The following is a 25,833-nucleotide window of genomic DNA, read 5'->3' on the forward strand; positions in this document are numbered from 1 at the left end:
ATGGGTCACTGGGCCTTGTCGTACAGACGCAGGGACGCACGCTAGGAGTCACCGTGAAGGTAGGAATCGTCGGCGCCACCGGTCAGGTCGGCACGGTCATGCGCAGGATCCTCGTCGAGCGGGACTTCCCCGTCGAGGAGCTGCGCCTGTTCGCCTCGGCGCGGTCGGCCGGTTCGACGATCGACTTCAAGGGCACGGCGGTGACCGTCGAGGACGCCTCCGTGGCGGACTACTCGGGCCTGGACATCGTGCTGTTCTCGGCGGGCGGCGCGACCTCGAAGGCGCTGGCCGAGAAGGTCGCCTCGCAGGGCGCCGTCGTCATCGACAACTCCTCCGCCTGGCGCAAGGACCCGCAGGTGCCGCTGGTGGTCTCCGAGGTGAACCCGCACGCGATCGCGGACCGCCCCAAGGGCATCATCGCCAACCCGAACTGCACGACGATGGCCGCGATGCCCGTCCTGCGCCCGCTGCACGACGAGGCCGGGCTCGAGGCCCTGACCGTCGCCACCTACCAGGCCGTCTCCGGCTCGGGTCTCGCGGGCGTGGCGGAGCTGCACGGCCAGGCCCAGAAGGTCGTGGCGGAGGCCGACCGGCTGACCCACGACGGCGGCGCGGTCGACTTCCCCGAGCCGCAGGTCTACCAGCGCCCCATCGCCTTCAACGTCGTCCCGCTCGCGGGCAACATCGTCGACGACGGCCTGCACGAGACCGACGAGGAGCAGAAGCTCCGCAACGAGTCCCGCAAGATCCTGGAGATCCCCGGCCTCAAGGTGTCCGGCACCTGTGTGCGCGTCCCCGTCTTCTCCGGTCACTCCCTCCAGGTCAACGCCCGGTTCGCGCGCCCGCTGAGCGTGGAGCGCGCCACCGAGCTGCTGGCCGGCGCGCCGGGCGTCGCCCTCTCCGACATCCCGACGCCCCTGCAGGCCGCCGGCCAGGACGCCTCGTACGTCGGCCGCATCCGCGCGGACGAGACCGCCGAGCACGGGCTCGCGCTGTTCATCTCCAACGACAACCTGCGCAAGGGCGCGGCGCTCAACGCCGTGCAGATCGCCGAGCTGGTGGCGGCCGAGCTCAAGCGCTGACCGGACGAAACCGGACCGGCACCGTCCGGTTCGACCCGGTAGCGCCCGGTCCGGCCGGGGTCCGTGAAACCGGCGACACGGCCATGGTGTTCGTGTGAAGATCACGCCATGACGCGGATGGACAAGGGTGCGAATCTGCCCGTTCCCATGGAGACCCTGCACGTGGCGGTGACCTGGCAGCAGGGCCCCGGCGTTCCCGACGTGGACGTCTCGGCCCTGCTGCTGGACGCGACGGGCCGCGTCCGTTCGGACGCCGACCTCGTCTTCTACAACCAGCGCGAGCACCCCTCCGGCACCGCGCGGCACCTCGGCAAGGCACAGGGGCCCGGCGGCACGACCGCCGACTGGCTCGGTCTCGACCTGGCGCGGGTCGAGGCGACGGTGGACCGCGTCGTCGTGGCGGCCTCGGCCGACGGGGGCGCCTTCGGACAGATACCGATGCTGGACGTCCGGGTGACGCTCCCGGCGGGGCAGCCCGTCGCCTCGTTCGCGATCGGTGACGCGACGACGGAGACCGCCTTCGTCTTCGGCGAGTTCTACCGCAGGAACGGCGGCTGGAAGTTCCGAGCCGTCGGCCAGGGTTACGCCTCCGGGCTGGCCGGCCTCGCCACGGACTTCGGGATCGCCGTCGAAGGCCCGGGCCCGGCTCACCCCCCGGTCCAGCCCCCGGCGGCGCCGCCCGCGCCCGCCCCCGCGTACATCCCCGCCCCCGCCCCGATGCAGGCCGCACAGCCTCCGGTGCCGCAGGCGCACGCCCCGGCGGGGCAGTTCCCCGGCGGTGACTTCGCGCCCTTCGTCCACCAGGCCACCGGCAAGCAGCGCGTCACCTGTCCCCCGGTCATGCCGCCCGGAGGCCGGGTGGTCGTGGAGATCGAGTGCCGCGACAGCATCTCGGTGACGGTGCAGTCCTGCGACGAGTACGGCCGCAGCGACGAGTTCCTGCTGGAGAGCTACGAGGACGAGGTGCACGGCCGTACGGTGGCCACCGTCCCCACCGACCGACCGCTCGCGCTGAACGTCGAGGCCGACACCCCCTGGACCCTGCGGGTGCTGCCGCTCGGCCACGCCCGCCGGCTGGAGCACACCCTGCACGGCAACGGCCCGGACCTGCTCGTCTACGAGGGCGGGCAGGGCGTCCTGTCCTTCACGCACCAGGGCGAGAGCAACGTCACCATCTGGCACCACACCCGCCCCGCCGACGGCTACCTCGAGGACGACCTCGACCTCCTCGTCAACGAGGTCGGCCGCGTCGACCTCATGGCACCGGTGCAGGGCCCGGGACTCCTGCGGATCGGCGCCGACGGCCCGTGGCGCATCGCGGTGGGCGGCTGACGGCCGCGACGGGCGCCCGCGCACGCCTCAGGGCCTGCGCACCTCGTACAGGAAGCAGCCGTACTCGACGGCCCGGACGTGGACCAGGGCCACCTCCGGGTCGGCGAACGCCTCCTCGACCGACGCGGCGAGCCCGTCGGTCGTCTCCACGAGGCGTCCGCCCAGGATCCGGCCGTCGGCGGAGTAACGGCGCACGGTCCGGTGGGCGCCCGTGAACGGGTGCCCGCCGCCCTCCAGCCCGGCGCGCTCCGGCCCGGCGCACTCGTCCGCGTGCACGAAGACGGGCCCCTGCTCGTCGTAGGCGCCCGGTTCGGCGCCGGTCGCGGCCGCCCAGCGGCGCAGCGGGGCGTACGAGACCAGGGCGATCCGCTCGCCCGGCCGGCCGCGGCGCAGGCAGCAGCGGAGCGGCGCGCCGCCCTCGTCGTCGGTGAAGGGGACGCACGGCCGCCCCGCGTCGTCCGTGTCACGGAGCCGGGCCAGGACGTCCGGTGCGATGGGAAGCGGGGTGTACGGCGCGATGTGTGTCGTCATGCCCCCAGGCTCGCGCGGCGCGGCCCGGTTGCCCGGCGGGAAACGGACATCGCTTTCGGCCCGGCTCCCGTGGAAGGATGGCGCAACCCACACATAACGAGGAGATGACCGCGTGCCTGGCACAAACCTGACCCGCGAAGAGGCGCAGCAGCGGGCCGAGCTGCTCACCGTTGACTCGTACGAGATCGACCTCGATCTCTCCGGCGCGCAGGAGGGTGGCACCTACAGGTCGGTCACCACGGTGCGCTTCGACTCCGCCGAGACCGGCGCGGAGTCCTTCATCGACCTGGTCGCCCCGGCCGTCCACGAGGTCACCCTCAACGGCGACCCGCTCGACGTGGCCGACGTCTTCAAGGACTCCCGGATCGCGCTGCCCGGTCTGCTGGAGGGGCGCAACATCCTGCGGGTCGTCGCGGACTGCGCCTACACCAACACCGGCGAGGGTCTGCACCGTTTCGTCGACCCGGTCGACGAGCAGGCGTACCTGTACACGCAGTTCGAGGTCCCGGACGCCCGGCGCGTGTTCGCCTCCTTCGAGCAGCCGGACCTGAAGGCCACCTTCCAGTTCACCGTGAAGGCCCCGGCCGGCTGGACCGTGATCTCCAACTCGGCGACGCCCGAGCCCAAGGACGACGTCTGGACCTTCGAGCCGACGCCGCGGATCTCCACGTACATCACGGCGCTGATCGCCGGCCCGTACCACTCGGTGCACAGCGTGTACGAGAAGGACGGGCAGACGGTGCCGCTGGGCATCTACTGCCGTCCCTCGCTCGCCGAGTTCCTCGACTCCGACGCCATCTTCGACGTCACCCGCCAGGGCTTCGACTGGTTCCAGGAGAAGTTCGACTACGCGTACCCGTTCACGAAGTACGACCAGCTGTTCGTGCCGGAGTTCAACGCGGGCGCGATGGAGAACGCGGGCGCGGTGACCATCCGCGACCAGTACGTCTTCCGGTCGAAGGTGACCGACGCGGCGTACGAGGTGCGCGCGGAGACCATCCTGCACGAGCTGGCCCACATGTGGTTCGGCGACCTGGTCACCATGGAGTGGTGGAACGACCTGTGGCTGAACGAGTCGTTCGCCACCTACACGTCGATCGCCTGCCAGGCCGCCGCGCCCGGCTCGCGCTGGCCGCACTCGTGGACGACGTTCGCGAACTCGATGAAGACCTGGGCCTACCGCCAGGACCAGCTGCCGTCCACGCACCCGATCATGGCGGACATCAGCGACCTGGACGACGTCCTCGTCAACTTCGACGGCATCACGTACGCCAAGGGCGCCTCGGTGCTCAAGCAGCTCGTGGCGTACGTCGGTGAGGACGAGTTCTTCCGGGGCGTGCAGGCGTACTTCAAGCGGCACGCGTTCGGCAACACGCGCCTGTCCGACCTGCTCGGCGCCCTGGAGGAGACCTCGGGCCGCGACCTGAAGACCTGGTCGAAGGCGTGGCTGCAGACGGCCGGCATCAACGTCCTGCGCCCGGAGGTCGAGACGGACGAGCGGGGCGTCATCACGTCCTTCGCCATCCGCCAGGAGGCCCCCGCGCTGCCCGCAGGGGCCAAGGGCGAGCCGACGCTGCGCCCGCACCGCGTCGCGGTCGGCCTGTACGACCTCGACGAGGCGAGCGGCAAGCTGGTCCGCGGGGAGCGGCTGGAGCTGGACGTGGACGGCGAACTCACCGCCGTCCCGCAGCTGGTGGGCAAGGACCGCCCCGCGGTGGTCCTGCTCAACGACGACGACCTGTCGTACGCGAAGGTCCGTCTCGACGAGCGGTCTCTGGCCTTCGTCACCGAGCACCTGGGCGACTTCGAGGCGTCCCTGCCGCGCGCCCTGTGCTGGGCGTCGGCGTGGGACATGACGCGCGACGCGGAGCTCGCGACGCGCGACTACCTGTCGCTGGTGCTGTCCGGCATCGGCAAGGAGTCCGACATCGGCGTCGTGCAGTCGCTGCACCGCCAGGTGAAGCTGGCCATCGACCTGTACGCGGACCCGACGGCGCGCGAGGCGCTGCTGACCCGCTGGACGGACGCCACGCTCGCCCACCTGCGGTCCGCCGCGCCGGGCAGCGACCACCAGCTGGCCTGGGCGCGTGCCTTCGCGGCGACCGCGCGGACGCCGGAGCAGCTCGACCTGCTGGACGCGCTGCTCGACGGCTCGCAGACGGTCGAGGGCCTGGCCGTCGACACGGAGCTGCGCTGGGCGTTCGTGGAGCGGCTGGCCGCGGTGGGCCGTTTCGACGAGGCGGAGATCTCCGCCGAGTATGAGCGGGACCGTACGGCGGCCGGCGAGCGTCACGCGGCGACCGCCCGGGCGGCCCGTCCCACCGAGGAGGCGAAGGCGGAGGCCTGGGCCTCGGTCGTCGACTCGGACAAGCTGCCGAACGCCGTGCAGGAGGCGGTGATCGGCGGGTTCGTGCAGACCGACCAGCGTGAGCTGCTGGCCCCGTACACGGAGAGGTTCTTCTCCGTGGTCAAGGACGTCTGGGACGCCCGCTCGCACGAGATGGCCCAGCAGATCGCGGTCGGGCTCTTCCCGTCGGTGCAGGTCAGCGCGGACACGCTGGCGCGTACGGACGAGTGGCTGGCGTCCGCCGAGCCCAACGCGGCCCTGCGCCGCCTGGTCTCGGAGGCCCGTTCCGGCGTCGAGCGGGCCCTGAGGGCCCAGGCGGCGGACGCGCGTTCCTAGCCGCTCCGGCGTTCTCGGAGCGGGGAGCGGGGAGCGGGGTCCGGGGCGGAGCCCGGGACGGGACGGGAAGGGGCGGAGAGGGCGAACGAATCCCTCCGCCCCGCCCGGCACCTCGCCGCGGCGACATCGTGCCGTCCGGTCGCCCCGGGGCGGATACTCGTGCCATGAACACGCCCCGTTCCCCGCACCCGAGTGACCAGGACGGCCGGGACGACCAAGGTCACCCGGACGGCCGGGACGCCGTGGACGCGATCGTCGCGCAGTGGGCCGAGGTCAGGCCGGACCTCGACCCCACCCCGATGGCGGTCTTCGGCCGGATCTTCCGCCTCGCGCGGGCGATGGGCGACCGACTGGAGGAGGCGTACGCGCGGTTCGGCATCGCGCGCGGCGAGTTCGACGTGCTGGCGACACTGCGCCGCACGGGCGAGCCGTACGCCCTCTCGCCCCGGCAGCTCTCGGAGACCCTCATGCTCACCACCGGCGGCATGACCGGGCGGCTCGACAAGCTGGAGCGGGCGGGACTCGTCCGCCGCTCGCCCGACCCGCACGACCGGCGCGCACTCCAGGTGACGCTGACCGGCGAGGGACGGCGCCTCATCGACGAGGCGGCCGAGGCGGGGCTCGCCGTCCAGGCCCGGGCGCTGTCCCGCCTCGACGGGGAGCGTGCCGGTGAACTGAACGCGCTGCTGCGTCAGCTGCTCGCGGGCGCCACGGACTGAGGCTCGGCGCGGCCCACCCACTCGGCGACCGCGCTCTCGATGTCCCGCCCGCTCGCCGCCTCCGCGGCCCAGGCCACGTAGCCGTCGGGCCGCACCAGCAGCGTGGTGCGCTTCCCACTCGCCCAGCGCTCCACGGTGAGGCGGTCCTTGCGCTCCCCCGCCTCGTACGGCTCGGGGGTGATGAGCACGAACCGGCCGCCGCGCAGGGCCTCGTAGAGCCGCCCGTTCTCCAGGGCCACGTCCGGGACGCGCCTGCCGGTCGCCCGGTGGGCGCCGCGCGGCGCCGGGTAGGTGTAGCCGACGCCGGTGACCTGGCCGACGGCCCGCCTGCGGACCGGGCCCGCGTGGTCGAGGAACGTGGTGAGCGCGGTCCGGAAGGCCAGCGTCCAGGGGTACTTGGCCATCGCGAGCCGTACGATCCCGCCGCTGCTGCGCAGCACCGACCTGCCGACGGGGTGCCGTTCGGTCTGGTAGGTGTCCAGCAGGGCGGCGTCCGAGCGGCCGTCGACCACCGCGGCGAGCTTCCAGCCGAGGTTCGCCGCGTCCTGGAGGCCGGTGTTCATGCCCTGGCCGCCGGCCGGGGTGTGCACGTGCGCCGCGTCCCCGGCGAGGAAGACCCGGCCCACGCGGTACGAGGGCGCCTGGCGCTCGTCGCTGTGGAAGCGGGACATCCAGCGGGGGTCGTGCATGCCGTAGTCGCGGCCGAGGGCGAGCCGGGCGATGTTCTGGACCTCGTCGAGTTCGAGCGGGGCGTAGTCGGGGACGTTGCGGCCCCGGTGCCAGCCGATCACCCGGTAGTAGCCGTCGCCGAACGGGGCGATGAAGGCGAAGGCGTCCCCCACGGCGTTGACCGTGAGCAGCGTCTCGGGCTCCTCGCGCAGACGGACGTCGGCGAGGACGACCGAGCGGATCGCCGAGCGGCCGGGGAAGCCCAGCCGCAGCGCCTTGCGGACCACGCTGTGCAGCCCGTCCGTGCCGACGACGTACCCGGCGCTCATCCGCTCCCGCCCGCCGTCGGCGCCCCGCACGTCGAGCGTCACCCCCTCGGCGTCCTGGGTCAGCCCCGTCACCTCGGTGTCGTGGACGAACCGCACCCCGGCCTCGGTCGCGCGCCTCTCCAGGGCCTTCTCCACCTCGTACTGCGGGAGGACGAGGAGGTGGTTGAAGCGGGAGTGGAGGGTGTCGAGGCGGAAGGAGAGCCGGCCGAAGAGCTGGATGTCGTCGAGGGCCTGGCCCTTGGCCTCCAGCCCGTCGGCGAGACCGCGGGCGTCGAGCTGCTCCAGCGTGCGGGCGTGCAGGACGAAGGCGCGGGAGAGGTTGCTGATCTCGTGGGGGCGTTTCTCGACGAGGGTGACACGGACACCGGCGGTCGCGAGGTCGCCGGCGAGCAGGAGCCCGGTGGGGCCGCAGCCCACGACGATCACGTCGGGGGAAGCGGTGGAGCGGGTGTTGCCGTTCATGGCGGCCTCCTGATGCCGGGGCGTGTGCGGTCCGGCGCGCACGCTCTGCTCTCCGCGGTCCGCGGCCCGCCGTCCGGTCAACGCTTGTTGGTCAACGCTTGTTTGCCAACATAGGGTGACCCTCTCTGGACTGTCAACACATGTTGGCCTACGTTTGTTGGCATGGCTGATACTCATCCCTCCACCCTCGCCGGACCGCTCTCGCCCGACGGCACCGCGCGCCCGCCCCGCCGCTCCGACGCCACCCGGGGCGCGATCCTCGCCGCCGCCCGCGAGCGCTTCGCGGCCGACGGCTACGAGCGCGCCACGATCCGCGCGATAGCCCGTGACGCGCGGATCGACCCCTCGATGGTCATGCGGTACTACGGCTCCAAGGAGGGCTTGTTCACCGCCGCCCTCGACGTCGACCTGCGGATACCCGACCCGGACCGGATGAGCCCGCAGGAGGTGGGCCGCGTCCTGGTGGCCCATTTCCTCGATCTCTGGGAGGAGAACGAGGTGCTCACCGCGCTGCTGCGGGTCGGCGTCACCAACCCGGCCGGGGCGGAGCGGATGCACGCCATCTTCCGGGCCCAGCTGCTGCCGGTAGCCCTGCACGTGTGCCCCGATCCCGGGCAGGCGCCGGCGCGGGCGGCGCTCAGCGCCTCGCAGGTGCTCGGCATGGCCCTGACCCGCTACGTGCTGCGGTTCCCGCCCGCCGTGGAGCTGAGCCGGGAGGAGGTGCTGGCCTGGCTCGCGCCGACGGTGCAGCGGTACCTCACCGCCGCGCACCCGTGACGCGGGCGCGCGGCCGCGGGCACCGCTCGCACGGCCGGCCGCGGCGCACCTCGCACGGGCCGGCCGCCCACCCGCGCCCGGCGGCCCGTCAGAACGCGGGCATGAACGCCACGAACGCCACGAACGCGTCGAGGGAGTCCGCGCACCCCCACGGGTGCGCGGACTCCCTCGACGGAGAACTCGGGCCGGACAGGCCCTGGCGGCCGGTGACCGGCCGTCGCGTCAGCTCTGCTTCCGCGGCTTCCGCGACTTGTCGCCGGCCACCACGAGGCCGGCGATGACCAGGAACAGCACGATCGGCGCCGCGACGTACAGACCGAGCGTCTCGGCGACGCTCAGGCCCGTGCCCGGGTTGTCGCCGTCGTCGCGCATCAGGGCGAGCGCGGGGGTCGACATGAGCAGCATCATCAGCGTCGTACCGGCTGCCAGGGCGCCGGCCCGCAGGGCGTTCTTCTTGTCCACGGTGCAAACGTAGCGAACACCCGAACGGCGCGCGCGCCCGGGGTGCCGTACGGGGCCGCGCCGCCCCGCGGCCGCCGTGCGGAGCTCACTCCCGCAGCACGTCCAGCAGGGCGTGCAGGCGCGGTGAGACGGCGAGCTCATCCAGGGTGACCACGCGGCCCCCGGAGTCGGCGATGGGCAGCCGCCAGTTCGGATACTCCTCGCAGGTGCCCGGCAGGTTCTGCGGGCGGCGGTCGCCGACCGCGTCCGGGAGCCAGACGCCGATCATCCGGGCGGGGGTGCGCAGCAGGAACCGGTGCACGGCCTGGATCTCGGCCTCCTCGGACGCCGAGGGCCCCCCGCCGCCGGGCCCGGTGAGCAGCCCGAGCCGGGCGAGCAGGGCCAGCCACTCCCCCGCCTCGGCGGTGGCGGCGGCCCGCTCCTCCTCCGGGTCGCCGGTCAGCAGGCCGAGTCTCTCGCGCAGTCCGACATGGTCACCGGTGAGCCGGGAGGCGGTCGGGGGCAGGTCGTGGGTGGTGGCGGTGGCCAGGCAGTCGGCCCGCCAGCTCTCCGGCGGCAGCGGCGCCCCGCCGCCCTCCCAGTCCCGCTCGAACCAGAGGACGGAGGTGCCGAGCACCCCGCGCTCGTGCAGCGTCTCGCGCATGCCCGGCTCGACGGTGCCCAGGTCCTCGCCGATCACCAGGGCCCCGGCCCGCGAGGCCTCCAGCACCAGGACCGCGAGCATCGCCTCGGCGTCGTAGCGGACGTAGGTGCCCTCGGTGGGCGGGCGGCCCTCGGGGACCCACCAGAGCCGGAACAGGCCCATGACGTGGTCGATGCGCAGGGCGCCCGCGTGGCGCAGCAGGGCGTGCAGCAGCCGGCGGTAGGGGGCGTATCCGGAGGCGGCGAGGCGGTCGGGGCGCCACGGGGGCAGGCCCCAGTCCTGGCCACGGGCGTTGAAGGCGTCGGGCGGGGCGCCCACCGACATGCCGGCGGCGAGGTACTCCTGCTGCGCCCAGGCGTCCGCGCCGCGCGGGTGGACGCCGACCGCGAGGTCGTGGACGAGCCCCACGGGCATCCCCGCGTCGCGCGCGGACCGCTGGGCGGTGCCGAGCTGGGCGTCCGTCAGCCAGGCGAGGCGGCTGTGGAAGTCGACGCGGTCCAGCAGCTCGCCCCGGGCGCGGGCGGTCTCCGGTGAGCGGGGGTCGCGCAGGCCCTCGGGCCAGACCGTCCAGTCGGAGCCGTACACCTCGGCGAGCGCGCACCAGGTGGCGTGGTCCTCCAGCGCCTGGCCCTGAGCGGCGAGGAAGTCGACGTAGGCGGCCCGCCGGCCGGGGGCCAGGGGCACGGCGCGGAGCAGCTCCAGCGCCTCGCGCTTCAGCTCCCAGACGGCGTCGCGGTCGATCAGCGCGCCCTCGTGCAGCACGGAGGCGCGCAGCCGTGCGGCGCGCTCCAGGAGCGTCCGCATCCGCTCGCGGGTGCCCTCGTCGGCGTACGGGAACTCGGGGACGTCCTCGACGCGCAGGTGCACCGGGTCGGGGAAGCGGCGGGAGGAGGGCCGGTAGGGCGAGGGGTCGGCGGGGGTGCCGGGCACGGCCGCGTGCAGGGGGTTGACCTGGACGAAGCCGATGCCGTGCGCCCGTCCCGCCCAGGCCGTCAGTTCGGCGAGGTCACCGAGGTCGCCCATGCCCCAGGAGCGGTCCGACAGGAGGGAGTAGAGCTGGACGAGCAGGCCGTGGGCGCGCCGCTCGGGCGTGGGCAGCCGGGCGGGCGCGACGACGAGGTGGGCCTCGGCGGTGCGGCCGTCGGGCGCGACGGCCTTCAGCGTGTGGACGCCGTGCGGCAGCCCGTCGGCCGAGGTCCGCGTCTCGCCCTGCTCGGTGCGGACGGTGAGGCGGGTGCCGGCGGGCAGGGCGGACAGGGCGGGGCAGGGTTCGCCGTCCCAGCAGACCGCGGTCGGAGGCAGCAGCCGCCGCCCGAGCTCCGCCTCGGCCGCGCCGAGGGCGCGGGCGGCGGCGTCCGGGGTGCTCGCGTCGACGCCCAGGGCCGCCAGGGCCGCGACGACCGCGGCGTCCGAGGCGGCGACGGTACGGCCGGGAGACGGACTGTAGGAGGTGGCGACGCCGTGCAGTGCGGCGAGCCGGGACAACTCCATCTAGACCCCCGATGCGGCGCCGGTGCAGGTGGGTTCGCTGGTCAGCGGGGCGGCGTCCGCGAGGGGCGGCTCGCTGGTGAGGGGCGCGGCGTCGGGCAGCGGCGGCTCGCTGGTCAGCGGCACGTCGGCGCAGGCGCCCTCGGCGCTGAAGACGCACACGTGGGGCTCGGCGGGACCGGCGGACACGGTGGTGCCGTCCATCAGTCCGGCGGCCGGGTCCGCCGAAGGTTTGGAGAGGGCCGAGAGCAGAAGGTGTGCCGATGCGGCCACGGGGGACTCCTTGTCGTCGTACGGCTGGCGGGTCACGGCAGCCCTACCCAATGGGCGCGTTCGCAGACGTACGGATGTGAACAAGGTGTCCGTCGTCACATCGTGTCCGGTTCGGACCACTTCTCTCCGTCACCTCTTCCTCGTCGCCTCCCGCCGCGGACCTGCCCCGGCCGGTGCGGCACGCCCGTGCGACGCGCCATCACGGTCACGACACACCGTCATGTACCGCTACACAGCGTGCAGGTTAGGGTAATCGCCGCACTACCGGCCACTCCCGTTGACACCCCGCCGCACGAGTGGTGGGCTCGACGCCCGTGCGGAGCCACGGGGGTGGGACCGAGCGTCGAGGAGGGGCCGTGGAGTTGCGGCGGAGGAAGCGGGCGGCCGCCGTGGCGTTCGCCGTCGTCGCGAGTGCGCTGGGCACGGTGCCCGCCGTCGCCGCGCCGCATCGGGCCCCGGCGTCCGCCGGTGACCGTGAGGCCGCCGGGACCGGCGTGCCCGCGGTGTGGCCCCGGCCGCAGTCGCTGCGCGCGGCCGGCGGCACGGTCGCCGTCACCGACGAGGTGGTCCTGGTCCTCGACGCGGCGCCGACGACGGCTCCGGGCGTGACGCCCACCGCGACCGGCGCGGCGCCCGATCCGTACGCCCTCGACGCGCTGCGCGCGCTGCTCCGCGAGGCGGGCGCGCGGACGGTCACGACGGTGCGCGAGGGCGAGGCGGTGCCGGCGGGCGCGCTGGTCGTGCGCGTCGGCGAGGAACCGGCGCCGGCCGGCCCGGCCCCGGGGGCCTCCGGTCCGGGTGCCGTCTCCCCGCTGCCCCTGCGGCCCGCCGCCTCGCTGGACGGGACGCTCACCGCGCTCGGCGCCTCGCCCCGCGCGGATCTGCCCTCCGGCGGTTACCGGCTGGCGGTCGGCCGGGTGGGCGGCCGCGACGCGGTGGCGCTCGCGGGCGTGGGCGGCGACGGCCTGTTCCACGCCGTCCAGACGCTGCGTCAGCTGACCGCCGGCGCCGCCCCCGGCCCCGGCCGGATCGCCGGTGCCGTCGTGCGCGACTGGCCCGGCACCGCCGTGCGCGGCACCACCGAGGGCTTCTACGGGACTCCCTGGACGCACGGACAGCGCCTGGCCCAGCTGGACTTCATGGCCCGGACCAAGCAGAACCGCTACGTGTACGCGCCCGGCGACGACCTCTACCGGCAGGCCCGCTGGCGCGAGGCGTACCCGGCCCGGCAGCGGGCGGAGTTCCAGGAGCTGGCGGACCGGGCGCGCCGTGACCACGTCACCCTCGCCTGGACGGTGGCGCCCGGGCAGGCGATGTGCTTCTCGTCGGAGGCCGACGTGCGGGCGCTGACGCGCAAGGCCGACGCGATGTGGGCACTCGGCTTCCGGGCGTTCCAGCTGCAGTTCCAGGACGTCAGCTACAGCGAGTGGCACTGCCACGCGGACGCGGAGGCGTTCGGTTCGGGCCCCGAGGCGGCCGCGCGGGCGCAGGCACGGGTGGCGAACGCGATGGCCCGGCACCTGGCCGCGCGCCACCCCGGGGCGGCCGCCCTGTCCCTGATGCCGACCGAGTACTACCAGGACGGCTCGACGGAGTACCGCGCGGCGCTGGCGGCCGCGCTGGACGAGGGCGTGGAGGTCGCCTGGACGGGTGTCGGGGTGGTGCCGAGGACCATCACGGGGCGCGAACTGGCGCGCACCCGCGCGGTGTTCGGCGGGCATCCGCTCGTCACCATGGACAACTACCCGGTCAACGACTACGCGCAGGACCGGGTCTTCCTCGGCCCCTACACGGGCCGCGAGCCCGCCGTCGCGACCGGTTCGGCGGCGCTGCTCGCCAACGCGATGCAGCAGCCCCGGGCCTCGCGCATCCCGCTGTTCACGGCCGCCGACTACGCCTGGAACCCGCGGGACTACCGCCCCCGGGAGTCCTGGCAGGCGGCGATCGCGGATCTCGCGGGCGGCGACGCCGGGGCCGAGGGGGCGCTGCGGGCACTGGCGGGCAACGACGCGTCCTCCGTCCTCGGCGGCGACGAGTCGGCGTACCTGCGTCCGCTCGTCGAGGCCTTCTGGAGGACGCGCACGACGCCGGGCGGGGCGGCGGGCTCCGGTGCGGACGGGGGCGGCGCGGCCCGCCGGCTGAGTGACGCGTTCACGGTGATGCGGCAGGCGCCCGGGCGGCTGGGCGACGCGGCGCTCGCCGAGGAGGTGGCGCCCTGGACGGAGCAGCTGGCCCGCTACGGCGAGGCCGGTGAGACGGCCGTCGCCATGCTGCGCGCCCAGACCGACGGCGACGCCACGACGGCCTGGCGGGACTACCGCGCCCTGGGCCGGCTCCGCGACGCCCTCGCGGCAAGCCGGGTGACCGTCGGCAAGGGGGTGCTCGACCCGTTCCTGAAGCGGGCGGCGAAGGCGTACGAGGCATGGGCGGGCCTCGGCCACGAGCCGGCCGCCGACAAGGGCGCGGCGGGTGACGGCCGTACGGTCCGCTTCCCGCGGGTGCGCGCCCTGGACGCGGTGACGGTGCTCGCCGACCCCGGCACCACCGGCACCGTGGAGGCGCACGTCCCCGGTGAGGGCTGGCGCCGGGTCGGGGACCTGGCGCCCGGCGGGGCGACGGAGACGGGCCGCGTCGAGCGGGCGGACGGGGTCCGGGTGACCGGGGCCGACGCCTCCCGCGTACGCCATCTCGTGCCGTGGTACGCCGAGTCCGCCGACGCCTCGGTGGAACTGGAGCGCGCCGGGACGGACGTCGAGATCGGCGGCGGGCGGCGGGTGACCGTCCGTCTGACGTCGCTGCGCCCCTCGGACGTCCGCGGCAGGCTGACCGCGAAGGCCCCCGCGGGCATCGAGGTCCGCGTCCCGGGGGCGTCGACCCTGCCGCGCGGCACGTCGGTGGACGTGCCGGTGGAGATCACCGTGCCGCCGCGGACGCCGTCGGGGACGTACGAGGTCCCGCTGACGTTCGGCGGGACGACCCGCACCCTGACGGTCCGCGCGTTCCCCGGCACGGCGGGCCCGGACGTGGCCCGCACCGGCACGGCGTCCTCCTCGGCCGACGAGACGAAGGACTTCCCGGCCCGCGCGGCGAACGACGGCGACCCGGACACCCGCTGGTCGTCCCCCGCCGAGGACGGCGCCTGGTGGCAGGTGGAACTCGCCGCCCCGGTGCGCCTGGGCCGGGTCGTGCTGCGCTGGCAGGACGCGTACGCCTCCGGCTACCGCGTCCAGGTCTCCGCGGACGGCCGCACCTGGCGCACCGCGGCGACGGTCCGGGACGGACGCGGCGGCGAGGAGTCGGTCCGCATGGACGAGCGCGACGTCCGCTGGATCCGCGTCCAGGGCGACAAGCGCGCCACCCGGTACGGCTACTCGCTCTGGTCGGTGGGGGCGTACGCGGTCGCGGACTGATCCGCTCCGGCGCGATTGCCGCCCGCGTCCGTGAACCGTCGGCCCGTCCCCGGCCGATAGACCTGGTGTGAGACTGTTCCGCCCCATGAGGGGCCACCGGGAGGACGCCACGGACGGTGCGCTGCTGCGTGCCGTCGCGGGCGGGGACACGGCGGCGATGACCGTGCTGTACGACCGGCACGCCGGGTGGCTGCACACGCGCCTGACCCGGCGCTGCGGCGATCCCGAACAGGTGCGGGAGGTGTTGCAGGACACCTTCGTGACCGTGTGGCGGTCGGCGTCCTCGCACCGGGGCGCCGACGCCGGCGGCTGGCTGTGGACGATCGCCGCGCGGCGTCTGGTGGACGCCCGCCGGACCCAGGAGCGGACGGACCGGGTCGAGTACGCGGCGCCCGTGCCCGCGCCCTCCGCCGAGGAGCGCGTCCTGGCCGGTCTGGAGTACGGGGACGTGGGCGCCGCACTGAACCGGATCTCCCCCGAGCTGCGGGAGGTGCTGCGCGCCACGGTCGTCGACGGGCTGACCACCCGCGAGACCGCCCGTCTCCTCGGCATCCCCGAGGGCACGGTCAAGACCCGCGCCATGCGTGCCCGCGCCGAACTCCGCACGGCCCTCGCCCACCTCGCCCCGTCCCCGCTGGGAGGACCCGCATGAGCGGCTGGCACGCTCCCGGCGACCTCGTCGCCCGCTACATCGACGGCTCGCTTCCCGAGCCGGACGCATGGTCGCTGGAGAAGCACCTGGAGGGCTGCCGGCCGTGTGCGGCCCGGGTCTCGGACGCTGCCCGCGCGGGCGGCGCCGGTCCCGTACTGGCCCAGGTGAGGAGCGCGGTGCTGGACGCGGCTCCCGCACCGGCGAGGCCCCGAGCCGCCGGGGGGCGGCTCGGGGCCTTCCGGGGGGTTCCGGGGGCCGGAAGGTTCACGCGCGTCCTGTGGGCCGCCGGTCCCGCCGTGCGCGGGGCCTGGCCCACCGCCGTGCTGCTGGTGGCCGTGGGCGCCGTCGTCCTGGCGTACGCGGCCGGTTTCGAGGGGACCGGGCCGTGGCTGCTGGCGCTCTCGCCGGTCGTGCCCGTCACGGGCGTCGCCCTCTCGTACGGCCGGCACGCCGATCCGCTGCACGAGATCGCCGCGGCGTCGCCGTACGGCGGGCTGCGTCTGGTGCTGACCCGGACGGTCGCCGTGCTGGCGGTGAGCGTGCCGCTGCTGACGGTGTCGGGGCTGCTGCTCCCGACGCCGGGGCCCGGCCTGCACGAGGCGCCGCCGGCCGCCGCCTGGCTGCTGCCCGGGCTCGCCCTGACGCTGGCCTCGCTCGTGCTCTCCGGCTACGTGGGCTGCCGTACCGCCACGGCCGTGACCGGCGGCGGCTGGCTGTTCGCGCTGGCCGTTCCCGTCCTGGCGGCGACCGGCCCGACGGCCGGCGGCCGCCTCACGGCGGGCCTCGCCCACCAGCTTTCCCTCTGCCTCACCGGCGCGGCACAGCAGGGAGGCTGGGCGGCTGCGACCGTGCTGTGCGCCGCCCTCCTCGCCGCCCGCCGCACCGCCTACGACCGTTCGGAGACGATGTGAACCCCTTCGGCACGACAGCCCCGCCCGGCCCACGGGCCGCCGGTTCTCCTCCCGGCGGGGCCACCGTCCGGGTGTCCGGGCTGACCGTCCGGCACCGCAGGGCCACCGCCCTGGACGGCGTCGACCTGGACTTCGGCCCCGGCGTGCACGGGCTTCTCGGGCCCAACGGGGCGGGCAAGACCTCGCTGATCCGGGTCCTCGCGACCGTCGCCGCCGCCACCGAGGGCCGGGTGGAGATACTCGGCGGCGACCTCGGCGGCCACCGCGAACGGGCCGCGGTCCGCCGCGAACTGGGCTATCTCCCGCAGGACTTCGGGTACTACCCGGGCTTCACCGTGCGGGAGTTCGTCGCCTACGTGGCGTGGCTGAAGGAGATGCCCGCCCCGCTCGTCCCGGAGGCGGTCGAGCGGGCGGTGGCCCGGGTCGGCCTCGGCGACCGCATCGACGCGAAGGTCAAAACCCTGTCCGGCGGGATGATCCGCCGCGTCGGCATCGCCCAGGCCGTCGTGAACGACCCCCGTGTGCTGCTCTTCGACGAGCCCACCGCCGGACTCGACCCGGAGCAGCGGGTCGAGTTCCGCGCGCTGCTGCGGGAGCTGGGCACGTCCGCCACCGTGATCGTCTCCACCCACCTGGTGGAGGACGTGGCCGCGGCCTGTACCCAGGTGACCCTGATCGAGGCGGGCCGCGTCGCCTACCGCGGCACACCGGCCTCGCTCGCCGCCCTCGGCGCGGGCGGCGACGACGCCGACGGCAACGCCTTCGAGCGCGGCTACACGGCGGCGCTGCGCGGCCACCGCGTGGCCACCACGACGGGGGCCGCCCGGTGAGCACACGCACCCCCGTCCGGGAGGCACCGCCGGAGCCGCGGTCGCGGCGGACCGCGGCCTCCAGGGCCTTCGCACCGCACCCGCTGCGCGTGGAGGCGGTACGCGGCTTCGCCCCCTGGGCCGGCCTCGCGCTGCTGGCGGCGCTCGCCTGGCCCCTCGCCGCCACCGCCGACCAGTGGCAGGGCAGCTGGGGCGAGACCACGAGCCGGCTGAGCGGCGCCGCCGGCCTGGTCGGTGTGCCCTTCGCCCTCGCCGCCGGGGCCTGGCAGGGCGGCCGGGACCGCAGGCTGCGGATGACGGAGCTGCGCGCCTCGGCCGCGCGTACACCGCTCGTCCAGGTTCTGACCGCCGCGCTGCCCCTGGCGGGCTGGCTGGCTGCGGCGTACGCGCTGGCGGCGGCCGGAGCGCTGATCGCCTGCGCGCCGTACGCGTCGGCGGGCACTCCGGCGCTGACCGTGTTCGCAGGGGGCGCGCTCACGCTCGGCGCCTCCGCGCTGCTGGGCCACGCGGCGGGCCGGGTGGCTTCCTGGCGGCTGACCGCTCCGGCCCTCGCCGTCTGTGGGTACGTCGTCCTCGGCCTGGGCAACGTCTCCCGGTCCGGGCTGCGCGCCCTCGTCCCGTCCTCGCTCCGCCTGGTCGGCGACCACCGCCTCCCGGTGTGGTGGTTCCCGCTCATGTCGGCCCTGTGGGTGTGCGCCCTCGCCGCCGCGGCGGTCCTGGCCGTCGCCGCGAGCCGCCGCTCCACGGCCCTGCTGCCGGCCGCGGCCGCCGTGGGCGCCGCCCTCCTGCTGGTCCACACCGGCGACGGCGCGCTGCGCGACAACCCGCTCGCCCACCGGCAGGTGTGCGACGACTCCACTGCCCCGCGCGTCTGCGTCAACGCCACCACTCCGGGCCTGCTGCCGGAGGTCACCGCCGCGCTCGCGCCCCTGATCGGCCGGCTGGAGGGGGTGGACAACCTTCCGGTCCGCTTCGAGGACGCGAGACGCCGTCCGCGGGAGGACGAGGCGGAACTGCCGATGCTCACCCCGTTCGGGTGGAGCGTCGTACGCGGCAAGTTGACCGACCCCTCGCAGTACGCCTGGGAGGCCGCGCAGATGCTGGTCCGGCCGGACTGCGAGAAGTCGCCGTCCGCCCAGCGGGTCCGCGTCACCGACGAGGCGGTGCTGCGCTGGCTGGCCCCGCTGCCCTCGCGGGACCACATGCGCGAGACGGCACGGAAGACCGGTGACAAGGAGGCGCTCGCGCTGTACAAGGCCGAGAACAAGGCGTACGCGCGGCTGTCCGCCATGAGCGGGGACGAGCGCCGCGACTGGCTCGGCCGCTACTTCGCCACCGGCGAGGTCTGCGACCCCGGCCCGGGCGAGGTGCCGTCCCTGTGAGCACTCCACGCCCGGCCCGGCTGAACCCGCTCGTCCTGTACGGGCGTTCCCGCGGCCTCCTGGCTGCGTCGGCCGCCCTCGTCTGCGCCGCGCTGATCACGCTGTGGGTGGCCGGCCGGCCCGACGCCTACCTCGACCCGTACCGACGGGTCCCTCTGCTCTCGCTGGCGCCGCTGCTGGCGTCGGCCGCGACCGGGGTGAGCCTGCACACGTCCACGCCCGAACTGGACCGTACGGCCGTGCGTGCCTGGTGGCCCAGGCGCCTGGCGCACCTGCTGGCGCTCACCGCCCTCGCGGCGGCGGTGCTCGCACTCGCCGTGCCGGGGCACACGCAGGTCTTCGGTGCGGCGGGGATGGTCCGCAACACCCTCGGCGCCACCGGGCTCACCGCGGCCGGGGCGGTCCTGCTGGGTGCCAGGGCGAGCTGGATACCGGCGACGCTGTACCTCAGCGCGGTGTACCTCTCGGCCGCCTCACCGCGCCTGAACGGGCAGGCGGCGCTGACCTGGCCCGTGCAGCCGGGACCCCAGCCCGGCGCCTGGGCCGCCGCCGTCACGCTGTTCGTGCTCGGCACGGCCCTGTACACGGTGTGCGGCGCCCGCGCCGAGGGGCCCCGCGGCTGACGCGGGGCCCCGGGAGACACGGAAGGCCCGGGTCGTCAGGCGGAGATGCCGCCCACCCGGGCCATGCCGTCGATCCGGGCCATGGCGTCGTCCGCTCCGTACGGTTGCAGGTAGGGGAGCCAGCGCGGGTCGCGGTGGCCGGTGCCGATGATGCGCCAGGCCAGACCCGTCGGCGGGGCCGGTTTGTGGCGCAGGCGCCAGCCGATCTCGACCAGGTGGCGGTCGGCCTTGACGTGGTTGCAGCGGCGGCAGGACGCCACCACGTTGTCCCAGACGTGCTGACCCCCGCGGGAGCGCGGGATGACGTGGTCGACGCTGGTTGCGACGCCACCGCAGTACATGCACCGGCCGCCGTCCCGGGCGAACAGCGCCCGCCGGGTCAGCGGAACGGGCCCCCGGTAGGGGACCCGCACGAACCTCTTCAGCCGGACCACGCTGGGTGCGGGGACAGTAACGGTCGCGCTGTGCATGAAGGCGCCGGATTCCTCGAGGCAGATGGCCTTGTTCTCGAGGACGAGGACGAGCGCGCGGTGGAGCGGTACGACGCCGAGTGGCTCGTACGACGCGTTGAGGACCAGGACATGCGGCACGGATGCCTCCTTGTACGCCGGCGGCGCGTGGCTCGCGCCGGGACGATCTGCAGTCAGTCTCCCCTCATGCCTGGTGGAAGCGCCACCATGTCCCGGTAACGGGCTGGGAGTGTTTTCGACCACACCTTGTTCATCCCCAGGTGAGCACAGTCTCTCCCCCGGACATGGCGACGATCCACACACGATGCCCCGTTAGTGTGGTGGGTCTGCCCGTCGGTGCCCCTCGTGTCCTCATGCCGTCGGCAGACCGTTACGCCTGGAGGTACCTGCCGTGTTCTTGTCCGTCCTGCCGGTCGCCGACTCCACCCCGGAACCGACGCGCCGCACGCTCCAGGACGCCCAGGAGAGCGCGAACAACGCCGCGAGCTGGGTCGAGCAGAACTGGTCCACCTGGCTCAGCATCGGCCTTCGGGTGCTGCTGATCCTGGTCATCGCGGCGGTCCTGAGAGTCGTCGTGCGGCGGGCGATCACCAAGCTGATCGACCGGATGAGCCGCACCGCCCAGGCCGTCGACGGCACCGCGCTCGGCGGCCTGCTGGTGAACGTGGAGCGGCGCAGGCAGCGCTCGCAGGCCATCGGCTCGGTGCTGCGCTCGGTCGCCTCGTTCCTGATCATGGGCACCGCCGCGCTGATGATCCTCGGCACGTTCGAGATCAATCTGGCGCCGCTGCTCGCGTCGGCCGGTGTGGCCGGTGTGGCGATCGGCTTCGGCGCCCGCAACCTGGTCACGGACTTCCTCTCCGGCGTCTTCATGATCCTGGAGGACCAGTACGGCGTCGGCGACACGATCGACGCGGGCGTCGCCTCGGGCGAGGTCATCGAGGTCGGACTGCGCGTGACCAAGCTGCGCGGCGACAACGGCGAGATCTGGTACGTGCGCAACGGCGAGGTCAAGCGGATCGGCAACCTCTCCCAGGGCTGGGCCACGGCGGGCGTGGACGTGACGATCCGCGCGAGCGAGGACCTGGACAGCGTGAAATCCCTGCTGGGCGACGTCGGCGAGCGGATGAGCAAGGCCGAGCCCTGGAACGAGCTGCTGTGGGGCCCCATCGAGGTACTGGGCCTGGACAGCGTCCTGCTGGACTCGGCGGTCGTCCGGGTCTCCGCCAAGACGATGCCCGGCAAGTCCGTGACCGTGGAGCGCGAGCTGCGCTGGCGCATCAAGCGCGCCTTCGACGCCGCCGACATCCGCATCGTCGGCGGTCTCCCGGCCCAGCGCGAGGGCGAGCCGGCCCTCGACCCCACCGAGGGCATGGCGGCCCCCTCCGCCTACGCCTCCTCCACCTCCCCGCAGTCCCTGGCGGCCTCCCCGATCACCCCGCCGAGCGTGACGAAGTGACCGGCATCCGCGTGGACCCCGCCGTCCGGCGGGGTCCACGCGGGTAACGACTTGGCCGGGGGCCGTGACCGGTATTGACGGCCGGTCCCGGCGCGGCCTACCTTCCTCCGCATTAGGAAAGTTTCCTAACAGTGGATGAGGCAGGTGCGGCAGATGGCAGGACCCGCCGGTACGCCGGGCACCCCGCGCGTCCTGCGCGCCATGAACGACCGCGCCGCCCTGGACCTGCTGCTCGCCCACGGACCGCTGTCGCGGACCCGCATCGGCAAGCTCACCGGACTGTCCAAGCCGACCGCCTCCCAGCTGCTCGCCCGGCTGGAGGCCGCCGGACTCGTGCTGATGACCGGCACGAGCGAGGGCCGCCCCGGGCCGAGCGCCCAGCTGTACGAGGTCAACCCGGCCGCCGGGTACGCCGCCGGGCTCGACGTCACCCCCGAGCGCGTCCTCGCCACGGTCGCCGACGTCACCGGCCGGACCGTGGGGACGTACGAGCTGCCCACCCCCGGGCGCCGCGCCGCCCCGCCCGTCGTACGCCAGGTCACCGAGGCCCTCGACGGCGCCGTGAAGGCCGCCGGACTCGCCCGCGGGGACGTCCACCGCCTCGTCATCGGCACGCCCGGCGCCTTCGACCCCAACACGGGACGGCTGCGGTACGCCTCGCACCTGCCCGGCTGGCACTCCCCCACCCTCCTCGACGAACTCGCCGCCGCGCTGCCGATGCCGTTGGAGTACGAGAACGACGTGAACCTCGTCGCCGTCGCCGAGCAGCGCCTCGGCGCGGCCCGGGGGCACGACGACTTCGTACTGCTGTGGAACGAGGGCGGCCTCGGCGCCGCCCTGGTCCTCGGCGGACGGCTGCACCGGGGCTGGACCGGCGGCGCCGGCGAGGTCGGCTTCCTGCCGGTGCCGGGCGCGCCCCTGGTCCGGCACGTGACCAAGGCCAACAGCGGCGGCTACCAGGAGCTGGCCGGTTCACAGGCGCTGCCGAAGCTGGCCCGCGAGCTGGGCATCCAGCCGGTGCCGACGGGCCCGTACACCGACGTGGCCGCCGCCCTCGTCGCCCAGGCCGCCGCCGTCGACGAGGGCCCCCACCGCAGGCTCCTGGAGACGTACGCCACGGGCCTCGCCACCGGTCTCGCCTCGCTCGTCTCCGTGCTCGACCCCGAACTCGTCGTCCTCAGCGGCGCCTCGCTCACCGCCGGCGGCGAACCGCTGCGGGCGCTGGTCCAGGCGGAGCTGGAGGAACTGGCGGCGTCCCGGCCCCGCCTGGTCGTCGGCGACGTCCACGAACACCCCGTACTGCGGGGCGCGCTCGAGAGCGCCCTGGCCACGACCCGCGACGAGGTCTTCGACACGTCGCGCTAGCCCCTCACACCGCACCCGCACGACCCCACCTTCCCGTCCCAGCCCTGCCCAGGGAGCCCCCGTCATGCCCGGAATGTCCCGCACAGCGGTCGCCGCGCTCGCCGCCTCGGCCTCCATCGCCCTGCTCACCACCGGCTGCACCGGCCAGTCCGGCAGCGGCGCGAACGACGACGCCTCCAAGGAGACGACGATCAACTTCTGGCACGCCTGGAGCGCACCCGGTGAGGTCAAGGCCGTGAAGACGCTGGTCGCGGGGTTCGAGAAGGCGCACCCCAACATCCAGGTGAACGTCGTCGGCAACATGACCGACGACAAGATCAACCAGGCGCTGCGCACCGGTGGCGACAAGGCGCCCGACGTCATCTCGTCGTTCACCACGAACAACGTCGGAAAGTTCTGCTCCTCCGGGGCGCTCGTCGACCTCGACCCGTTCTTCGAGAAGTCGGGGGTGGACCCCGCCAAGACGTTCCCGAAGACGATGAACGAGTACACGCGGTTCGAGGGCAACCGCTGCACCGTCCCGCTGCTGGGCGACGCCTACGGGCTGTACTACAACAAGACGGCGTTCAAGAAGGCGGGGATCGACAGCCCGCCGAAGACGTGGTCCGAGTTCGAGTCCGACGCGAAGAAGCTGACCGTCACCAAGGGCGACACCTACTCCCAGCTCGGCTTCATGCCGAACTACCACGGCTGGGAGTCGACGACCGAGCACTACTTCGGGCAGTTCTCCCCCACGTACTTCGACAAGGCCGGCAAGTCGAACCTCGCCGGGGACCCCGCCTTCGAGGCCGGGTTCACGCTGCAGAAGAGGCTGGTCGACGAGCTCGGCGGATTCCGCAGGCTGGAGAAGTACCGCTCCGAGCTCGGCGACGAGTGGGGCCCCAAGCACCCCTTCCACACCGGTCAGGTCGCCATGCAGCTCGACGGCGAGTGGCGGCTCGGCATGGCCGAGGAGGCGAAGCCGGGCTTCGAGATCGGCGTCGCGCCGCTGCCCGTCCCCGACGGCCAGGCCGACCAGTACGGGAAGGGCTACATCACCGGCACGATCGCCGGGATCGCCGCCACCAGCAAGAAGCAGAACGCCGCCTGGGAGTTCGTGAAGTACATGACCACGGACACCGACGCGGTGGTCGGCTTCGCCAACTCCATCCACAACGTGCCCTCCACACTCGCGGCCCTCAAGTCGCCGAAGCTGAAGTACGACCCGAGGTTCAAGACCTTCCTCGACATCGCCGCCGACCCGGACTCGACGACGACTCCCGCCTCCCTCAACGGCGGCACCTACCTCGTGACGATCCAGCAGTTCGGCTACGACTACGAGAGCGGCAGGGCCAAGGATCTGAAGGCGGGTCTGAGGAAGACCGCCGAACAGATCGACACGGACATCGCGCAGGCGAAGTAGCGGAGCCGTACGGAGATGAGCACCACGTACACCCTGCGCGCCAAACGCCGCAGAGCGGCGCTGCGGACCGCCGCCTTCATGTCGCCCTGGCTGATCGGCTTCGCCGTCTTCTTCGCCTATCCGCTGCTGTCGACCGTCTACTTCTCGTTCATGCACTACGACGGCTTCCGGCCGCCGGTCTGGAGCGGGACGAAGAACTGGACGTACGTCTTCGAGAACTACCCGCTGTTCTGGCCGGCGCTGCGCAACACGCTGTGGCTGGTCGTCGTGATGGTGAGCCTGCGGGTCGTCTTCGGGCTCGGCGTCGGCCTGCTGATCACGAGGATCAGGACGGGTACGGGCGTCTTCCGGACCCTCTTCTACCTGCCCTACCTCGCCCCGCCGGTCGCCGCGACGATGGCCTTCGCCTTCCTGCTCAACCCCGGTACGGGGCCGGTGAACTCGCTCCTGGAGAGCGTCGGCGTCCCCGCGCCCGGCTGGTTCAACGACCCCGCCTGGTCGAAGCCGGCGCTCACCCTGCTCGCCCTGTGGGGCGTCGGCGACCTCATGGTCATCTTCATGGCCGCGCTGCTCGACGTGCCGAAGGAGCAGTACGAGGCGGCGGAGCTGGACGGCGCGTCGGCCTGGCAGCGGTTCCGGTACGTGACGCTGCCGAACATCTCGCCGATCGTGATGTTCGCCGTCGTCACGGGCGTGATCCAGACCATGCAGTACTACACGCAGCCGCTGATCGCCGGAAAGGTCGCGTCGGGCGTCATCCAGGGGGCGGGCACGCAGTTCGAGCCCGGCTACCCGGACAAGTCGACGCTCACGCTGCCCCAGCTCGTCTACAACCTCGGCTTCCAGCGCTTCGACTACGGCTCCGCCTGTGTGGTCGCGCTCGTGCTGTTCGCGCTGTCCATGGTGTTCACCGCGTTCCTGATGCGGCGCCGGGGCGGTCTCATCCAGGCAGGTGACTGACCATGACCACCCAGGTTCCACGGACACTGGAGCGGCCCGCCGGGACGGCCGCCGCCTCCCCCGCCGAACGCACGGCCCGCCGCCGCGCCCTGCTGGAGTGGGTCGCGGTGCACGCCCTCGGGCTCGCCGCCGCCCTCTTCTTCGTCCTCCCGTTCGTCTTCGTGCTGCTCACCTCGCTGATGAGCGACAGCCAGGCCCTCAGCCGCGACCTGGTCCCGGACACCTGGCAGTGGGGCAACTACCGCAAGGTCCTCGACACCCCGGGCTTCGTGACCTGGTGGCGCAACACCCTGCTGTACGCGGGGGCCGGCACCGCCCTGACGGTGGTGTCGTCGCTCCCGGTGGCGTACGCCCTCGCCAAGTTCCGCTTCCGCGGCCGCAGTCTGTCGCTGATGCTGGTCATCTCGATGATGATGCTGCCGCCGCAGGTCGTCGTCATCCCGATGTACCTGTTCTGGGCGAAGCAGCTGGACCTGTCGGGCACGCTGTGGCCGCTGATCATCCCGATGGCGTTCGGCGACGCGTTCTCCATCTTCCTGCTGCGGCAGTTCCTGATGACCATCCCGAACGAGTACCTGGACTCGGCGCGCGTCGACGGCTGCGGGGAGCTGCGCACCCTCCTGCGGGTCGTGCTGCCGATGGCGAAGCCGGGCATCGCCGCCGTCGCGCTGTTCCAGTTCTTCTACGCCTGGAACGACTACTTCGGCCCGCAGATCTACGCCTCCGAGAATCCCGGTGCCTGGACCCTGAGTTACGGCCTGGAGTCGTTCAAGGGCGCGCACCACACCGACTGGAATCTGACCATGGCCGCGACCGTGCTGGTCATGGCGCCCGTCATCGTCGTCTTCTTCTTCGCGCAGAAGGCGTTCGTCGAGGGCGTGACACTCACCGGAGTGAAGGGTTGAGAATGCCGCGAATC

The 25,833-nt window shown here is 73.8% G+C and carries 22 protein-coding genes; 16 read left to right on the plus strand and 6 right to left on the minus strand.

Annotation, left to right across the window (positions count from 1 at the left end; translation table 11 throughout):
- Positions 1–53: 53 nt before the first annotated feature.
- Positions 54–1,082, plus strand: a complete 1,029-nt coding sequence (locus tag ACFY93_RS08915; protein ID WP_391355069.1) for an aspartate-semialdehyde dehydrogenase — start codon at positions 54–56, stop codon at positions 1,080–1,082.
- Positions 1,083–1,190: 108 nt separating this feature from the next.
- Positions 1,191–2,414: a TerD family protein gene (locus tag ACFY93_RS08920; RefSeq protein ID WP_391355072.1), complete on the plus strand. Its 1,224-nt coding sequence runs from the start codon at positions 1,191–1,193 to the stop codon at positions 2,412–2,414.
- 27 nt (positions 2,415–2,441) lie between these two features.
- On the opposite strand, the gene ACFY93_RS08925 is transcribed toward ACFY93_RS08920, so the two are convergent.
- Positions 2,442–2,945, minus strand: a complete 504-nt coding sequence (locus tag ACFY93_RS08925; protein WP_391355075.1) for a DUF1203 domain-containing protein — start codon at positions 2,943–2,945, stop codon at positions 2,442–2,444.
- A gap of 112 nt (positions 2,946–3,057) precedes the next feature.
- Here ACFY93_RS08925 and pepN point away from each other — a divergent pair, with 112 nt between their 5' ends.
- Positions 3,058–5,628, plus strand: coding sequence for an aminopeptidase N (gene pepN, locus ACFY93_RS08930; protein WP_391355077.1), 2,571 nt, complete (start codon positions 3,058–3,060; stop codon positions 5,626–5,628).
- Positions 5,629–5,792: 164 nt separating this feature from the next.
- Positions 5,793–6,347 (plus strand): MarR family transcriptional regulator, encoded by a 555-nt coding sequence (locus tag ACFY93_RS08935; RefSeq protein WP_391355079.1) that lies wholly within the window; start codon positions 5,793–5,795, stop codon positions 6,345–6,347.
- On the opposite strand, the gene ACFY93_RS08940 is transcribed toward ACFY93_RS08935, so the two are convergent.
- Positions 6,320–7,807 carry an FAD-dependent monooxygenase gene (locus tag ACFY93_RS08940; RefSeq protein ID WP_391355082.1) on the minus strand — a complete coding sequence of 496 codons (1,488 nt, stop codon included), beginning with the start codon at positions 7,805–7,807 and terminating at the stop codon, positions 6,320–6,322. The two genes, ACFY93_RS08935 and ACFY93_RS08940, sit on opposite strands and share 28 nt — an antisense overlap.
- 162 nt (positions 7,808–7,969) lie before the next feature.
- On the opposite strand from ACFY93_RS08940, the gene ACFY93_RS08945 reads away from it, so the two are divergent.
- Entirely contained in the window at positions 7,970–8,584 is a 615-nt protein-coding gene (locus tag ACFY93_RS08945) for a TetR family transcriptional regulator (RefSeq protein WP_391355085.1), read from the plus strand.
- 222 nt (positions 8,585–8,806) lie between these two features.
- On the opposite strand, the gene ACFY93_RS08950 is transcribed toward ACFY93_RS08945, so the two are convergent.
- From ACFY93_RS08950 to ACFY93_RS08960, 3 genes are all read right to left on the minus strand, one after another.
- Positions 8,807–9,046 carry a hypothetical protein gene (locus ACFY93_RS08950; RefSeq protein WP_391355088.1) on the minus strand — a complete coding sequence of 80 codons (240 nt, stop codon included), beginning with the start codon at positions 9,044–9,046 and terminating at the stop codon, positions 8,807–8,809.
- Between the two features lie 85 nt (positions 9,047–9,131).
- Positions 9,132–11,180: a 4-alpha-glucanotransferase gene (gene malQ / locus ACFY93_RS08955; protein WP_391355091.1), complete on the minus strand. Its 2,049-nt coding sequence runs from the start codon at positions 11,178–11,180 to the stop codon at positions 9,132–9,134.
- Positions 11,181–11,450, minus strand: coding sequence for a hypothetical protein (locus ACFY93_RS08960; protein WP_391355094.1), 270 nt, complete (start codon positions 11,448–11,450; stop codon positions 11,181–11,183).
- Positions 11,451–11,806: 356 nt separating this feature from the next.
- On the opposite strand from ACFY93_RS08960, the gene ACFY93_RS08965 reads away from it, so the two are divergent.
- The 6 genes from ACFY93_RS08965 to ACFY93_RS08990 all read left to right on the plus strand — a co-directional run bounded on the left by ACFY93_RS08965 (position 11,807) and on the right by ACFY93_RS08990 (position 19,258).
- Entirely contained in the window at positions 11,807–14,860 is a 3,054-nt protein-coding gene (locus ACFY93_RS08965; protein ID WP_391355096.1) for a beta-N-acetylglucosaminidase domain-containing protein, read from the plus strand.
- An 85-nt stretch (positions 14,861–14,945) separates the two neighbouring features.
- Positions 14,946–15,512, plus strand: coding sequence for a sigma-70 family RNA polymerase sigma factor (locus ACFY93_RS08970; protein WP_391355099.1), 567 nt, complete (start codon positions 14,946–14,948; stop codon positions 15,510–15,512).
- Positions 15,509–16,423 carry a zf-HC2 domain-containing protein gene (locus ACFY93_RS08975; RefSeq protein ID WP_391355100.1) on the plus strand — a complete coding sequence of 305 codons (915 nt, stop codon included), beginning with the start codon at positions 15,509–15,511 and terminating at the stop codon, positions 16,421–16,423. Before ACFY93_RS08970 ends, ACFY93_RS08975 begins: the two co-directional genes overlap by 4 nt.
- Before the next feature lie 71 nt (positions 16,424–16,494).
- Positions 16,495–17,253: an ATP-binding cassette domain-containing protein gene (locus ACFY93_RS08980; RefSeq protein ID WP_391355103.1), complete on the plus strand. Its 759-nt coding sequence runs from the start codon at positions 16,495–16,497 to the stop codon at positions 17,251–17,253.
- Entirely contained in the window at positions 17,250–18,635 is a 1,386-nt protein-coding gene (locus ACFY93_RS08985) for a hypothetical protein (protein ID WP_391355106.1), read from the plus strand. The genes ACFY93_RS08980 and ACFY93_RS08985 overlap by 4 nt, the downstream gene beginning before the upstream one ends.
- Positions 18,632–19,258, plus strand: coding sequence for a hypothetical protein (locus tag ACFY93_RS08990; RefSeq protein ID WP_391355109.1), 627 nt, complete (start codon positions 18,632–18,634; stop codon positions 19,256–19,258). The genes ACFY93_RS08985 and ACFY93_RS08990 overlap by 4 nt, the downstream gene beginning before the upstream one ends.
- Before the next feature lie 35 nt (positions 19,259–19,293).
- Here ACFY93_RS08990 and ACFY93_RS08995 read toward each other — a convergent pair whose 3' ends face one another.
- Positions 19,294–19,848: an HNH endonuclease gene (locus ACFY93_RS08995; RefSeq protein WP_391355112.1), complete on the minus strand. Its 555-nt coding sequence runs from the start codon at positions 19,846–19,848 to the stop codon at positions 19,294–19,296.
- A gap of 271 nt (positions 19,849–20,119) precedes the next feature.
- Here ACFY93_RS08995 and ACFY93_RS09000 point away from each other — a divergent pair, with 271 nt between their 5' ends.
- The 5 genes from ACFY93_RS09000 (at position 20,120) to ACFY93_RS09020 (ending at position 25,819) form a co-directional block, all read left to right on the plus strand.
- On the plus strand, positions 20,120–21,187 hold the full coding sequence (locus ACFY93_RS09000; RefSeq protein ID WP_391355115.1) for a mechanosensitive ion channel domain-containing protein: 1,068 nt from the start codon (positions 20,120–20,122) through the stop codon (positions 21,185–21,187).
- A gap of 153 nt (positions 21,188–21,340) precedes the next feature.
- Complete coding sequence (locus tag ACFY93_RS09005) at positions 21,341–22,552, plus strand: ROK family protein (RefSeq protein ID WP_391355117.1); 1,212 nt, start codon at positions 21,341–21,343, stop codon at positions 22,550–22,552.
- 64 nt (positions 22,553–22,616) lie between these two features.
- A complete protein-coding gene (locus tag ACFY93_RS09010; protein ID WP_391355119.1) occupies positions 22,617–23,954 on the plus strand; it encodes an extracellular solute-binding protein in 1,338 nt (445 codons plus the stop codon).
- A gap of 15 nt (positions 23,955–23,969) precedes the next feature.
- Positions 23,970–24,914: an ABC transporter permease subunit gene (locus tag ACFY93_RS09015; protein ID WP_391355122.1), complete on the plus strand. Its 945-nt coding sequence runs from the start codon at positions 23,970–23,972 to the stop codon at positions 24,912–24,914.
- A gap of 2 nt (positions 24,915–24,916) precedes the next feature.
- Complete coding sequence (locus ACFY93_RS09020; RefSeq protein WP_391355125.1) at positions 24,917–25,819, plus strand: ABC transporter permease subunit; 903 nt, start codon at positions 24,917–24,919, stop codon at positions 25,817–25,819.
- Positions 25,820–25,833: the final 14 nt, after the last annotated feature.

This window comes from Streptomyces sp. NPDC008313, assembly GCF_042956125.1.
In the GTDB taxonomy this organism is placed as follows: domain Bacteria; phylum Actinomycetota; class Actinomycetes; order Streptomycetales; family Streptomycetaceae; genus Streptomyces.